The sequence below is a fragment of the Pseudomonas schmalbachii genome, assembly GCF_017589465.1.
Taxonomy (GTDB): Bacteria; Pseudomonadota; Gammaproteobacteria; order Pseudomonadales; family Pseudomonadaceae; genus Pseudomonas; species Pseudomonas schmalbachii.
Map to the genome: position 1 here is coordinate 286,207 of NZ_JAELYA010000004.1, position 14,141 is coordinate 300,347.

Below are 14,141 nucleotides of genomic sequence, written 5' to 3' on the forward strand. Positions count from 1 at the left end.
TTGCTGGCGATTGCCTTGCTTACCGGTAACTCCTTCGCTGCGAGGAACACCGGATCGCCAGCAAGAACTGGGCGTCCCCCTGGCTCCTACAGGTACGGCGCGCGATTCAGCCACGCACCGTAGGGCGGGTGCAACCCGCCATCTCGTGGTGTTGTGGCGGGCTTCACCCGCCCTACGAATCCGTCCTTGCCAGGGGCATCGGCTGCCGTGCCTTACTCTTGCGGCTGTCGATCAGGCCCAGGCAGACGATCACCACCGTCAGCATCCCGGTCGCCAGCACTTCCGTGCGGTGGTCCGGCATCGCCAGCATGATGCCCAGCACCGTGACGATGAACAGGATCACCAGCCAGGTCAGCCACGGATACAGCCACATGCTGAACTCCAGCGGCTTGCCCGAGGCGAGCAGTTGGCGACGCATGCGCAGCTGCGAGATGGCGATCACCAGATACACCAGCAACGCGACGGCGCCGGAGCTGGCGAGGAGGAAGGCGAAGACCTTCTCCGGGGCGAAGTAGTTGATGATGGTGGTGAGGAAGCCCACGGCGGTGCTGGCCATCACGGCGGCGTAGGGCACCGCTTTGGGCGAAGTCTTCTGCAGGAAGCGTGGGCCGTCGCCGCGCTTGCTGAGCGAGAAGACCATGCGCGAGGCGGTGTAGATCGCCGAGTTCAGGCAGCTGGCCACGGCGATCAGCACCACGATGTCGACGATCAGCTTGGCGTGGGGGATGTTCATGATCTCCAGCGCGCGCTGGTAGGAGCCGACTTCGGCGAGCAGCGGGTCGTTCCACGGCACGATGGAGACGATCAGGAAGATCGACACGATGTAGAAGATGCCCATCCGCCAGACCACCGAATTGGTCGCCCGGGTGATCTGCCTGGCCGGGTTCTTCGATTCGGCGGCGGCGATGGTGACGATCTCCGTGCCCATGAAGCTGAACACCGTGGTCAGCAGCGCGCCGAGCACCGCGCTGAAGCCGTTGGGCATGAAGCCGCCGTGCTCCCGGGTGAGCTTCATCAGGCCGCTGACCTCGCGCTCGGGCAACCCGCCGGTGAGGGCGAAGAAGCCGAGCACGATGAAGCCGATGACCGCAATCACCTTGAGCAGGGCGAACCAGAACTCGAACTCGCCGTAGCGCGCCACGCTGAACAGGTTGGTCGCGGTGAGCAGCGCGGTGACCGCCAGGGCGAATTGCCAGGTCGCCACCGCCGGGAACCAGGCATTGAGGATCGCCGCGGCCGCCACCGCTTCCAGCGGGATCACCAGCACCCAGAACCACCAGTACAGCCAGCCGATGGAGAAGCCCGCCCAGCGGCCGATGGCGCGTTCCGCATAGGTGGAGAAGGAGCCGGTGTCGGGCGAGGCCACGGCCATCTCGCCGAGCATGCGCATGACCAGCACCACCAGCGTGCCGGAGATCAGGTAGGCCAGGATCGCCGCCGGGCCGGCGGAGGCGATGGCGTGGCCGGAGCCGACGAACAGGCCGGCGCCGATGGCCCCGGCGATGGACAGCATGGTGACGTGGCGCTGCTTCAGCTCGGCGGCCAGGACCGGGCCGCCGCTGGGAATGGGCGTGGACATGGTGGTTACCCTCGTATTCTTGTTTGAGTGGGTGCTTTGCAAGCGGGAGTGCGGCCGATCAGGACGGAGTCGCGAAGGCCTCCTGCACCGCGGCGGCGATGCCCTCGGTGCACACCCGCAGGATCAGCTCGCCCTTCTCGCGGCTGGCGCCACGGGCCGAGGAGAGCGTGCCGCAGGCCGGCGTGCGCTCGGGGATGACCGGGAACACGTCGTAGGGCGGGAAGGTGGCCGGCGGGTGGTCGACGACCTTGTCCATGTCCACTAGGTGCGGATAGAGGGCCAGCATCAGCGAGGTCTCGAAGACGCCGCCGTGCTCGATGTCCCAGCCAAGGAAGCCTTCCGGATACAGCGCCTCGATCACCGCCGGGTCGCGGATGAAGTCCCAGTAGGACAGCACCACCACGCGGAAATCGGTGATCCCGGCGTAGCGCAGTTCGCGCAGGGCGAGGTCGATGCCCTCGACGATGAACATCGAGTTCTCGTAGTGCCCGTTCATCAGCACCAGCCGGCGTGCGCCATGGCGCGCCAGTTCGCGGATGATGTCCTGCACGGTGCCGGTCAGGGTCGCGCCGTCGAGGCTGGTGGTGCCGGGGAAATGATTGCCGCCGCCGGATTTCTGCTGCGACTTGTAGCCGTACTGCAGGCCCGGCAGCACCAGCGCATCGATGCGCTCGGCGACCTGCTTGCAGACCGCCGTGGGCAGCAGCACGTCGACGTTCATGCACATGTGGTGGCCGTGCTGCTCCAGCGCGCCAACCGGCAGCAGCATCACGCAGTCACCCTGGGCGACCCTGGCTGCGTATTCCTTCCAGGTCAGCTCGCCGACGAAAACACTCTTGCTCATCGCTTGTTCTCCAACAGTTCCACGTATCGCTTCACTCGCCGCGCAGGATCAACGCGTTGGCGCTGTCCCAGCCGGCGAAGATCTTCTGCCCGCCGTGCAGGCCGAGGCCGGCGTATTCGGCGTGCGGTTTCTGCACCTGCAGTTCCAGCCCGCTGGCGCTTTCCAGGTGGATGTTCACCATCGAGCCGATGAATTCCTCGCCGACCACCCGGCACTCCAGGCGATTGGCCAGCGCCGCGCGTTCGCCAAGCTGGATGTGCTCGGCGCCCAGACACAGGCTCACCTGCTCGCCGGCCGCCACTGTGCGGTCCATGGGCGGACGGACGAGGAAGGCGCCGTGCTCGGATTCGACGCGCACCAGCCCCGACTCGTCGAAGCCGGCGACGCTGCCACCGAGGATGTTCTTGCCGCCGACGAACTCGGCGACGAAGCGGTTGTGCGGCTCGCGGAACACCGCCTGCGGCGTGCCGACCTGCTCGACCCGTCCACGGCTCATGATCACCACGCGGTCGGCCATGGCGAAGGCCTCCGACTGGCTGTGGGTGACGTAGACGAAGGTGATGCCGAGGTCCTTCTGCAGCCCGGTCAGCACGCCCTGCATGCGCACGCTGAGGTGCGCGTCGAGGGCGCTCAGCGGTTCGTCGAGCAGCAGGATCGGCGGCTCGGTGACCAGCGAACGGGCCAGCGCCACGCGTTGGCGCTGGCCGCCGGAGAGCTGGGCGATGTCTCGCGCGGCGAACTCGGAAAGGCCGAGGCGATCCAGCCATTCGAGCGCCTTGCGCTGCCGCTCGGCCTTGGCCATGCCGCGCATCTTCAGGCCGAACTCGACGTTCTCCACCACGCTGAGGAACGGGAACAGCGCCAGGTTCTGCCACACCAGCGGGGTATCGCGCTCCCAGGAGCGCAGGTCGTTGATCCGCTCGCCGTTCAGGCGGATCTCGCCTTCGCTCGGTTTCTCCAGCCCGGCGAGCATGCGCAGCGTGGTGGTCTTGCCGCAGCCGCTGGAGCCCATGATGGCGACGAATTCGCCCCGGTGGATTTCCAGGTTCATGCGCTCCACGGCGACGAACTCGCCGAAGTGCTTGACCACGTTATCGAACACGACCAGCGGTTGACTCATGTCGTTACCTGCGATTCGAGTGGTTATGCGGCTCAGGCCGGCTTGCGCCGGCGCATCAGCAGCAGTTGCGCGAGAATCACCAGCAGCATGCTGGTGACGAACACCAGTGAGCCGATGGCGTTGATAGTCGGGCTGACCTGGCCCTGCAGGGTGTTGAGGATGCGCACCGGCACCGTCTCGTTGAGGCCGGAGACGAACCAGGCGACGGCGAACTCGTCGAACGACACCGCCATGGTCACCAGCATCGCGGCGAAGATGCTCGGTGCGGTGAACGGCAGGATCACATGGCGCATAGCCTTCCACTGGCTGGCGCCAAGGTTCCAGGCAGCGGCTTCGAGGACCGGGTCCATTTGCGCTAGGCGCATGCGGATCACGGCCATGGCGAACGGCGCGCACATCACGATGTGGGCGATCACCACCGCGTGGATTTCGCCGGACAGGCCGACGCGGGAGAGGAACGCCAGCATCGCCAGCCCCATGATCACCACCGGGATAGTCGGCGGCAGCAGGGCGAGAGCCATGTACACCGGCTTGCCGAAGAAGTGGTAGCGGTAGTCGGTGTAGGCCGCGGTGAAGCCGAGGAAGGTCGACATCAGCGACACCACCACGGCCACCTTCAGGCTGTTGCGGAACGCCTGCCATACTGCTGGATCGCCGGCGATGATCTGGTACCAGTGCAGGCTGAAGCCGCCCAGCGGCAGCGACGGGAAGCGATCCGCGTTGAAGGAGAAGACGAAGCTGCCGAGGATCGGGGTGAACACGAAGAGGAACACCAGACCCACGTAGCCGCGCAGCAGGAAGTTGATCAGGCGATGCTCGTTCATGCGCGCCTCCGGTAGGCGAAGCGGACCGCGGCGAAGGCCACCAGTAACAGGGTGACGATCATCATCGTGGCGATCACCGCCGCGCGCGGCCATTGCTGGCCGGCCTTGGTGGTGTCGGCGATCAGGGTGCTGAGAGTCGGTGGCTGGCCGCCGCCCAGGTACAGCGGGCTGACGAAGTCGCCGAAGGTGAGGATGAAGCAGAACAGCGCCGCCACCACGATGCCCACCCGCGCCGACGGCACCACCACCTGCAGCACCGTGCGCAGGCGGCCGCAGCCGAGGTTGTGCGCCGCCTCGACCAGCGCGCGGTCCATGTACATCAGGCTCAGCAACTGCAGCACCACCACCAGCGGCAGGCACAGGGTGAAGTAGCCGACATAGGTGCCGAACACACTGTTCAGCATCGGCAGCGCGCTGATGCCGAGCTGGCCGAGCAGGGCGTTGAGGATGCCGTTGTCGGCGAGGAATACCTGCCAGGAGTAGGTGCGCACCAGGTAGCTGGTGAAGAACGGCGTGATCAGCAGGAGGATCGCCAGTTGCCGGGCCGAGGTGCGGAGCTTGAAGGCGATGGCGTAGGCGCAGGGGAAGGCCACCAGGCTGACCAGCAGCGTCGCCCCGGCGGCCATCGCCAAAGTGTGCAGGTAGGCGTCCCAGAAGTAGCCGCGGCTAAGCACGTAGCTCCAGTTCAGCCACTCGAAAGCCGGCAGCATGCGGAAGTTGCGCACCACCCAGAAGCTGATGGCGACCAGGAACGCCAGCGGGAAGACGAAGAACGCCAACTGCCAGAACAGCATTGGCAGCGAGAAGCCGAGGCCGTACCAGGGCCCGTTGCCGCGCCGGCGGGCGGGGCTGGTCGGCGGGCTGTCGATACCGACGGCCGGAGGGGGAGTATGAAGAGTCATTGCCGCGGCCTCCTCAGGCGCCCTTGTATTCCGACCAGAAGTCGTTCCACTCCTCCAGGCCCTGCTGGATCGGCAACTGGCGGTACTGGATGCGCCCCTCGCGGATGTCGTCCATCACGTTGCGCTGGCCGAGCAGCATGCCCTGCCGCTTCGCTTCCGCGGGGTCGACCTGGTTGAGCAGCGCCCAGCCGCGCTGGCTGGGGATCAGCGCGGGATAGGCGAGCATACGCGCGGACTTCACCTGGCCTTCCGGCGAGGTGATGTACTGGATGAACTTCTTCGCCAGCTCCGGACTGCGGGCCTTGCGGGCGATGCAGTAGGACTCGCTCCACTGCAGGCCGCCTTCCTCCGGCACCACGCTCTTCACGGGCGCCCCAGCGCGTTCCAGCACGCCGGTGATCCAGTCGCCGATGCCGCACATGGCGTGGACCTGGCCGTTCTTCAGCGAGGAGAAGGTGCCACCGTAGTCGAAGAAGCCGCCGACCTGCGGACGCAGGCTCATTGCCTTCTCCTGCACCTTCTTCCAGTGCGCGGCGTCGATGTCGTAGGGGGGCCTGTTGCCGCTGTACAGGCTGAGCTGGCCGAGGTTCGGCAGATGCCAGTCGAAGTGCCCGACCTTGCCCTTGAGCGCCTCGTCCCAGAACAGGTCGTAGCTGCGCACCTTGGATTCAGGCACCAGCTGGGTGTTGTAGGCGATGCCGAGGAAGCCGAAGCGGATCAGCACCGAATACAGCGCGTTGCCGTCCCAGTGGCCGGGGAAGCGCTGGAATTCCGGGAAGAAGTCGTCGAACGGGTAGTCGGCAGGATCGAGACGCTCGATGTACTCGGCCGCCCTGAGCTGCTGCACGTATTCGGCGTCGGAGAGGATCAGGTCGAAGGTGCCGGGCGGCGACTGGGAAATCAGCCCGAGCATGTTGTCGCCGCCGGTGTAGTACTTGGCGCGAACCTTGACCCCGTGCTGGCGCTCGAAGTCGGCGACGATGTCCGGCTCGGCGTGGCCGGCCCAGGCGAGGATCACCAGTTCCTTTTCCGCCGCGTTGGCACTCCGCATCGGCAGCAGGCTGGACAGCGCGGCGCCGCCGGCGAGGATGCCGCTGCCGATGAGGAAATCGCGTCGTGACAGGTCGGTACGCTTCTTCATTGTTCTTCTCCCCTGCAGTGTGGAAAGGTCTGTTGCCGTCGTTCGCTATCGTGCGTTTGTTCCTGGCGTGCGGGTAGAGCCCGCCAGGCGTCTGGCATGACAGGCATGGAATTGGATCAGGCGGATATCGGTGGCACCTGGAGCCGGCGCGGGCGGACGGCGCTGCGAGCTGCAGGCGGTCTTCTGTTGATGGCCATTGCAGCAAAAGCGGCCGTGTCGTTTTTGTCTGAATCCGACCCGAAGTTGGCAGGATCCAGGGAGGCTTCGGGCAAAGGCGTCGCCGCTCAGTCTTCCATCGGCCTATGCGCCGTCTCCCGCACACAGAGCATCGCCACCAAGGCCACCGCCGCTGCACCCACCAGCAACCACGCTGGTGCCAGCTTGTCTCCCGTCTGGCTGATCAGCCAGGTGGCGACGAAGGGCGCGGTGCCGCCGAACAGCGCGTTTGCCGTGTTGAAGCTGAAGGCGAAGCCGCTGTAGCGCACGCGGGTGGGGAAGATTTCGGCGAGGAAGCACGGCAGGGTGCCGTCGTTCATCGCCAGCATCAGGCCGAAGCCGATCTGGATCAGCAGGATGGTCGCGAACGCCTTGTCGCCGATGGCCTGGAACAGCGGCACGGTCAGCGCCAGGAACAGCAGCGAGGCGGCCACCAGCATGGTCTTGCGGCCGAAGCGGTCGGACAGCTTGCCCATCAGGAAGATGAAGCCGATGTAGGTCGCCAGCGACACGGTGGAGGCGAGGAAGGAGTCGCTTTCGCTCATGCCCATCTCGGCCGACAGGTAGGTCGGCATGTAGCTGAGGATCAGGTAGAAGGCCACGGCGTTCAGGCAGGTCGCGCCGATGGCGACGAGGATCTGCTTGCGGTGGCGGGTCAGCAGCAGCTGGATCGGCGCCTTGTGATCGCCGCCCTTCTTCTCCATGGCTTCTTCCATCTCGCGGAATTTCGGCGTGTCGGCAAGATGCAGGCGGATGTAGCGGCCGATCAGCCCCAGCGGCGCGGCGAGCAGGAACGGCAGGCGCCAGCCCCATTCGTGCAGCGCCTCGCTGTCCAGATGGGCATACAGCTGCGCGGCGAACAGCGAGCCGAACAGCAGGCCCGCGGCGGTGCTCGCCGGCACCAGGCAGGTGTAGAAGCCGCGCTTGCGCTCCGGCGCGTACTCGGCAAGGAAGGCCGCGGCGCCGGCGTATTCGCCGGAGGCGGAGAAGCCCTGCACCAGGCGGATCGCCAGCAACAGCGCCGGGGCGACCAGCCCGACCTGGGCGTAGGTGGGCAGCAGGGCGATGCAGAAGGTCGAGCCGGACATGATCAGGATCGACAGCGAGAGGGCGTTACGCCGGCCGAAGCGGTCGCCGATATGGCCCCAGACGATGCCGCCGATGGGGCGGACGATGAAGGACAGCGCGAACACCGCGAAGGCGGCGAGGAGGCCGGTGGTCTTGTCGGTCTGCGGGAAGAACACCACCGCGATGACCGCCGCCAGATAGCCGTAGGCGGCGTAGTCGAACCATTCGACGAAGTTGCCCATGAAGGCGGCGGAGGCGGCCCGGCGCAGGACGCGGCGTTCCTCGGAAATCGCGCTCATGGACGCTTGGCCGTAGGCCAGGGGTTGCTGGGAGAGGCTCATTGCGCACCTCCGTGGCAGCGTGCCGCCGGGTGTGCGTGCGGATCAGTGTAGCGGCCCGTGTCGTCGGGAATGCCGGGCGCGCGGACGGCGCGAGGGAATACGTGAGTGACCATTGCCCATACCTCTGTTGTTATCGAAATGGCGTGTCGGCAGCGGGTGGATCGAGGGCCGCATGGATACGTCGGGGCGCGGCGTCGTTCTTGTTGGTGTCGTTATCGGTCATGGCACCGCCGCTGGCGGTGGTGGTGTTCTCCGGAAAAAAGGAGCCGCACGTGCGTGGGCGTACGGCTCGGGGCGGTCACTTGCGGATGATGTTGCGCTCCGGCCCGTACGGGAACCGGGTGATGTTCTCCGCGCCGCTCTCGCCGACGATGAGGATGTCGTGCTCGCGGTAGCCACCGGCGCCCGGCAGGCCTTCCGGCAGCATGATCATCGGTTCCATCGACACCACCATGCCCGGCTCCAGCACGGTGTCGATGTCCTCGCGCAGCTCCAGCCCGGCCTCGCGGCCGTAGTAGTGGCTGAGGGTGCCGAAGGAGTGGCCGTAGCCGAAGGTGCGGTACTGCAGCACGTCGTGCCTGAGGTAGATCTCGTTCAGCGCGTGGGCGATGTCGCTGCAGCGCGCGCCGGGCTTGATCAGTTCGAGGCCGGCCTCGTGCACCTCGACGTTGATCTGCCACAGGCGCAGGTGCTCGTCGGAGCAGTGGTCGAGGAACAGCGTGCGTTCCAGCGCGGTGTAGTAGCCGGCGATCATCGGGAAGCAGTTCAGGCTGAGGATGTCGCCCTTGTTCACCTTGCGGGTGGTCACCGGGTTGTGCGCGCCGTCGGTGTTGATGCCGGACTGGAACCAGGTCCAGGTGTCCATCAGCTCGACGTCGGGGAAGGTCCGGGCGATCTCGCGGACCATCGCCTGGGTGGCGTGCAGCGCGACTTCGTACTCCGGCACCTGGTCACGCAGCGCCTCGACCACCGCGGCCCCGCCGATATCGGCGATGCGCGCGCCATGGCGGATCATCACGTGCTCCTCGGCGGACTTGATCATGCGCATGCGCATGCACGGCGCGGCTATATCCACCAGCTCGGCATTCGGGTAGCGGGCGGCCAGCTTGTCGCGGTTCTGCAGGTTCAGGTGATCGAACTCGATGCCGATGCGCCCGGCCTTCGGCAGCGCCTGCTGGATGGCGACGAAGTAGTTGTCGCGCTGCCAGTCGGTGTAGACGATGTTGTCCGTGCCCACGGTGCGGCGCCACGGCTGGCCGCCGTCGATGTTGGCGCTGATGGTCACGGCGTCGTCCTGGGTCACCACCAGCGCGTAGGGGCGGCCGAAGGAGCAGAACAGGAAGTCGGAGTAGTAGTTGATGTTGTGGTACGAGGTGAACACCGCCGCATCCACGTTCGCCTCGGCCATGTAGGCGCGCAGCCTGGCCTGGCGGTTGGCGTACTCCTGGGCGGAGAAGGTCGGCTGGACTTTCTGGCCGTTGCGAATCCTGAGCGTCTGGGGCATTTGCATCGCGTGCATCCTCGATCGTTCTTGTCGATCGACGCGCCGGAAGTGGCGGGTCGTTGGATGCATTGCAACAGAAGGTTCAGGCGGGTTTTTGTACGTTTCCGACCCGAAGTTGGACGGAAGCGCTGCTGGCGGGAATGGCTTTTCCGTAGGAGCGAGCTCTGCTCGCGAACATCGGCCCCGCAAAAGCTTCGCGAGCAGAGCTCGCTCCTACAGGGGCTCGTTCTACGGCGGGCCATGCCCGCGATGAAGTGGTGCCGCTATTCCTCGGCCTCGGATGACTGGCAGATGCCATTGGCGCCGCCCTTGCCGGTGTAGGAAACCGAGACCGTCTCGTCCTCGTTGATGCTGATCGAGATGGTCACGCCTTCGCCCTTGGCCTCGAAGTACTTGTCGTTGACCTTCCTGGTCCTGGCTTCCTTGCCGTTGATATGGACCGACTCGCCTTCCGCATGCACGGCGATGTTGCCCGGGCAGTCATAGTTGAGCATGGGGATGCCTTCGGCATGAACCGCACCGGTTGTCAGCAGAAGGGCGGCGATTGCGGATTTCTTCATGGCGGGTCCTCGGGCAAGGGGCGAAGCGACGGAAAGTCATCTAAGCGTAGTCGTCCCGGTTCGCGCGATGCGGGGGCCGCGAAGAGTAGGGCGGGTGCAACCCGCCATGGCGCATTGGCGGGTTGCACCCGCCCTACGCGATGCTCTCGCCAATAAAAAACAGGCCCGGAACGTGCTGCCGACACGTGCGGGCCTGAAGGGGTGTCGAATCGTCGGTGGTTCAGTGCAGTTGTGCCGCCTGGCCTTGCCCCAGCGCCGCGCCAACCTCGCCGGCCAGCGTATCGCCGTCATGCCGGGCGATCAGGCGCAGCAGGGCTTCGAGGATGTTCGAGCCCTGGGTGTGGTCCGCCGGGCGGCTGCCGGTGGCGTCGCAGAGGATCAGCAGGTCGGCCGTGGGCGTCGTCGGCAGTGCGCCGTCCGGGGTGATGCGCATGCCGTTGCTGGCGCGCACCGGGGCGCTGTCGCGGGACAGGGTGGACCAGCGGAACAAGGCACGGCCGGCGAGCTGGTTGGCCAGCCGCAGCGATTCCATGGTGCGGGCGAAGGCCAGCAGGTCGAAGTAGTCCTGGATGAGGAGCTCGACGGCGAGCGGGGCGCGTTCGAAGTGGGTCATGGTGTTCTCCTCAACACTCGATGAGGCTGACCGTGAGACCGCCGTGCGAGGTTTCCCTCGATACCGATCTTGAACAGGTCGAACACACTGATAGCCATGCCGATCTCCGCGGAAAACGCTCTGCCTGGCGTCGATTGTCCATGTCCGCGATGAAGGGAATCTGTCTGTCGCCGACCTGAAAATGTACCTGGCCACCACTTTGCCCCAAGGAAAGTGGGCACCTTGCCATCTGCCAAGACGCTGGCGCAGCGGCTAGACTGCGCCTCTTCGATATGCGAGGACGCCATGAAACGCTCCCTGATCCCCCTTTCCGCCCTGCTGCTGGCCGCCCTGCTGAGCGGTTGCGGCGAAGAATCCAAGCCGGCCAAGGTCGCCGACAGCGCGCCTGCCGAAGCCGCTGTCGCGCCGGTCGATCCCTGCGCCGACAGCACCCTGGCCAAGGCGCTGCCGCCGGCGACCAGCATCAACGGCTACGAATTCCTCTCGCGCAGCTGCGGCTACAACGACGCCAGCGCGGTGTACGGCAAGGCCGATGGCAGCCAGCGCCTGGAGCTGAGCCTGACCGATACCGGCATGCCAGCGCCGGAAGGCGGCGAGCAGAGCGGGGTGGCCGACAGCTACCGGAGCACCCAGGCCCAGGTACGCGACATGACCCGCCGCAACGTCGAACTGCTGCAATCCACCCGTGAGAAGGCGCTGCAGAACGGCACCGCCCAGCAGTTCGGCGGCGAGTCGTACCTGCCGCTGATCGAGAAAACCAGCAGCGGCGAGCCGCTGGCGATCATCGTCGCGCCGGCCGACGAGGCCGCTCCCAGCGCCAACCTCACCGGGTTGCTCAAGGAGCGCTACGTGCTCAACCTGCTCAGCCACGACCAGCCGTTCGGTCGCGATGCGCTGGCCGCGCGCAAGCTGCTGATGCCGTTCGTCGAGCAGATGAAGCTGGGCGAACTGCGCTGAAATTGGATTTATCTGACAAGAGATTGGCTGCTGTCTGACAGTTAAATCCGGCGCTTCCTCGGAGAATCTGGTTGCTTGCGAATCGCAGGCGCCACTGGGAGGTTGCTCGGATGAAAGCTCTGGGATGGATGGCGGCGACATTGCTGGCAATGATGCTGTCGGTCTGCGTGCAGGCCGACAGCCGCCCCGCGGTTGGCGCGCAGGTCAAGGCGTACAGCGACGGGCAGGGCCTGAACGTCTGGGTGGTCCGCTTCGGCCCGCGCTCGGCGCAGCAGGCGCTGGTGCAGGTCACCGGTGTCGCCCACGCCTGGGATCGGCAGATCCAGAAGATGGATGTGCAGGGCGTGCAGGACGAGGCGCATTACACATTGCCGGTGGCGGGCAAGCCGTTCGTGGCCCTGACCTTGCGCGGTTCCAGCGGCGAGCTGTATCTCCCGGGAGAGCAGCAGGGACACCCGCTGCATTACGACGCGACACTGTCGAGCAACGGCAACGCCCAGCACTTCCTCAGCGACTATCTCGAGCAATCCGAATGATCCAACCGTCACGGCAGCTGCCCCGGCAGCCGTGATTTCGCTACGCTCCTCTGTGGATTTTTCTGTTCCAGAGGCAGCATTCATGACCGACAACACCCAGCAGTTCGCCAGCGACAACTACTCCGGAATCTGCCCGGAGGCCTGGGCCGCGATGGCCGAGGCCAACCAGGGGCACGAGCGGGCCTACGGCGACGACCAGTGGACCGCCCGCGCTGCGGATTACTTCCGCGACCTGTTCGAGACCGACTGCGAAGTGTTCTTCGCCTTCAACGGCACCGCGGCCAACTCGCTGGCGCTGGCCTCGCTGTGCCAGAGCTACCACAGCGTGATCTGCGCCGAGACCGCCCACGTCGAGACCGACGAATGCGGCGCGCCGGAATTCTTCTCCAACGGCTCCAAGCTCCTGCTGGCGAAGACCGACGCCGAGGGCAAACTGACCCCGCAGGCGATCCGCGAGATCGCCCAGAAGCGCCAGGACATCCACTACCCGAAGGCGCGCGTGGTGACCATCACCCAGGCCACCGAGGTCGGCACCGTCTACCGACCGGACGAACTGCGTGCGATCAGCGAGACCTGTGGAGAACTCGGCCTGCACCTGCACATGGACGGCGCGCGTTTCTCCAACGCCTGCGCCTTCCTCGACGCCTCGCCGGCCGAGCTGACCTGGAAATCCGGGGTGGAAGTGCTGTGCTTCGGCGGCACCAAGAACGGCATGGCGGTGGGCGAGGCGATCCTGTTCTTCAACCGCGACCTGGCCGAGGGCTTCGACTATCGCTGCAAGCAGGCCGGCCAACTGGCTTCGAAGATGCGCTATCTGGCCGCGCCGTGGGTCGGCATATTGCAGGACGGCGCCTGGCTGCACTACGCCGGCCACGCCAACGCCTGCGCGCGCCTGCTCGCCGAGCGGGTGGCCGACGTGCCGGGCATCAGCCTGATGTTCCCGGTGGAGGCCAACGGCGTGTTCCTGCAGATGTCCGAACCGGCGCTGGAAGCGCTGCGTCAGCGCGGCTGGCGCTTCTATACTTTCATCGGCGCCGGCGGCGCGCGCTTCATGTGTTCCTGGGACACCGATATCGCCCGTGTAGAGGCACTGGCGCGGGATATCCGCGAGGTGATGGGCGCGCCCCGTTGATTGTTTTCCACGGAATCTGTTGAAAACCTCGTGCACAGCCTTGAGCAAGGCTGTGCATACCTCCATGCAAGCCCCGTCATTGCTGTCTTTCAGACTGTTGGCGATATTTTGTTCGCCTTTGTTTTTATTATCCCCGTGAACTGTTGAGCGTGTCGTTGACAGTCTGTTGATAAGTGGCTGTGTCTGGCGTGTATCAAGGCTTTCAGCATGATGATCAATTGTTGATCAGGGTTTGGGGTGGCAGCGGTCTGTGGATGATCGGACTGGAGAGGGCTCATGGCTGTGGATTTTGTTCACAGTGGCTGTGGGTGGTTTGCCGGGGAAGCTGTCAGGAAGCTGTAGGTACTTTGCTGCAAGGCGCGGCTGGTGCGGGTTTGGCTGGGGTGGTGGTTTTTTGTTCGATGGGAGTTTTGCACAGGGCTGAGTGGTCTTTTCCCCTCACCCTAACCCTCTCCCGGAGGGAGAGGGAGCATATCGGCATGGGACTGGGTGCCGTGCCATCGACCAACTCCGAGCAGTCCCCTCTCCCGCTGGGAGAGGGTTAGGGTGAGGGAGCTCTTCTTTTCCACAAAACCTGTTGATCCCCCTGTGCACCCCCTGTAACCAGTCTGTGTGCACATCGCCACAACCCGCGCAGAATCGGGGCTGCGGGCAATCGTCCAGGTTTTGTCCCAGGCCCATTTCGTTGTCCCCGGAACATGTTGAGCGCGCTGTGGAAAACGTGTGTGTGGATTGCTCTCGAGCAGTCCTGGCGAGCGCCCCAAGCGATTGCTCACTTTCTATCCAGAAATTACCCGAATCCTG

General features: G+C 65.5%; 13 protein-coding genes. 3 read left to right on the forward strand and 10 right to left on the reverse strand.

Annotated elements, in window-relative coordinates; genetic code table 11:
- Positions 1-172: 172 nt before the first annotated feature.
- The 10 genes from gabP to JFY56_RS12555 form a co-directional block, all read right to left on the reverse strand.
- Positions 173-1,579, reverse strand: coding sequence for a GABA permease (gene gabP / locus JFY56_RS12510; protein WP_208314078.1), 1,407 nt, complete (start codon positions 1,577-1,579; stop codon positions 173-175).
- Positions 1,580-1,637: 58 nt separating this feature from the next.
- On the reverse strand, positions 1,638-2,423 hold the full coding sequence (locus JFY56_RS12515; protein ID WP_208314079.1) for a creatininase: 786 nt from the start codon (positions 2,421-2,423) through the stop codon (positions 1,638-1,640).
- Positions 2,424-2,454: 31 nt separating this feature from the next.
- A complete protein-coding gene (locus JFY56_RS12520) occupies positions 2,455-3,543 on the reverse strand; it encodes an ABC transporter ATP-binding protein (protein WP_208314080.1) in 1,089 nt (362 codons plus the stop codon).
- 32 nt (positions 3,544-3,575) lie between these two features.
- The gene (locus JFY56_RS12525) at positions 3,576-4,367 is read right to left on the reverse strand and encodes an ABC transporter permease (RefSeq protein WP_208314081.1); all 792 of its coding nucleotides are present in this window, start codon (positions 4,365-4,367) and stop codon (positions 3,576-3,578) included.
- On the reverse strand, positions 4,364-5,269 hold the full coding sequence (locus tag JFY56_RS12530; protein ID WP_208314082.1) for an ABC transporter permease: 906 nt from the start codon (positions 5,267-5,269) through the stop codon (positions 4,364-4,366). The genes JFY56_RS12525 and JFY56_RS12530 overlap by 4 nt, the downstream gene beginning before the upstream one ends.
- 13 nt (positions 5,270-5,282) lie before the next feature.
- Positions 5,283-6,410, reverse strand: a complete 1,128-nt coding sequence (locus tag JFY56_RS12535; protein ID WP_208314083.1) for an extracellular solute-binding protein — start codon at positions 6,408-6,410, stop codon at positions 5,283-5,285.
- A gap of 284 nt (positions 6,411-6,694) precedes the next feature.
- Positions 6,695-8,035, reverse strand: a complete 1,341-nt coding sequence (locus tag JFY56_RS12540) for an MFS transporter (protein WP_208314084.1) — start codon at positions 8,033-8,035, stop codon at positions 6,695-6,697.
- Positions 8,036-8,333: 298 nt separating this feature from the next.
- Positions 8,334-9,545: a M24 family metallopeptidase gene (locus JFY56_RS12545; RefSeq protein ID WP_208314085.1), complete on the reverse strand. Its 1,212-nt coding sequence runs from the start codon at positions 9,543-9,545 to the stop codon at positions 8,334-8,336.
- Positions 9,546-9,802: 257 nt separating this feature from the next.
- On the reverse strand, positions 9,803-10,099 hold the full coding sequence (locus JFY56_RS12550) for a hypothetical protein (protein ID WP_208314086.1): 297 nt from the start codon (positions 10,097-10,099) through the stop codon (positions 9,803-9,805).
- A 220-nt stretch (positions 10,100-10,319) separates the two neighbouring features.
- Positions 10,320-10,712, reverse strand: a complete 393-nt coding sequence (locus tag JFY56_RS12555; RefSeq protein WP_208314087.1) for a type 1 glutamine amidotransferase family protein — start codon at positions 10,710-10,712, stop codon at positions 10,320-10,322.
- A gap of 285 nt (positions 10,713-10,997) precedes the next feature.
- Between JFY56_RS12555 and JFY56_RS12560 the strand changes: the two genes are divergently transcribed.
- From JFY56_RS12560 to JFY56_RS12570, 3 genes are all read left to right on the forward strand, one after another.
- Positions 10,998-11,669, forward strand: a complete 672-nt coding sequence (locus tag JFY56_RS12560) for a hypothetical protein (protein WP_208314088.1) — start codon at positions 10,998-11,000, stop codon at positions 11,667-11,669.
- Between the two features lie 110 nt (positions 11,670-11,779).
- Positions 11,780-12,205, forward strand: a complete 426-nt coding sequence (locus JFY56_RS12565; protein WP_236032574.1) for a hypothetical protein — start codon at positions 11,780-11,782, stop codon at positions 12,203-12,205.
- Positions 12,206-12,287: 82 nt separating this feature from the next.
- Positions 12,288-13,337, forward strand: a complete 1,050-nt coding sequence (locus JFY56_RS12570; protein ID WP_208314089.1) for a threonine aldolase family protein — start codon at positions 12,288-12,290, stop codon at positions 13,335-13,337.
- The last annotated feature ends 804 nt before the right edge of the window (positions 13,338-14,141 follow it).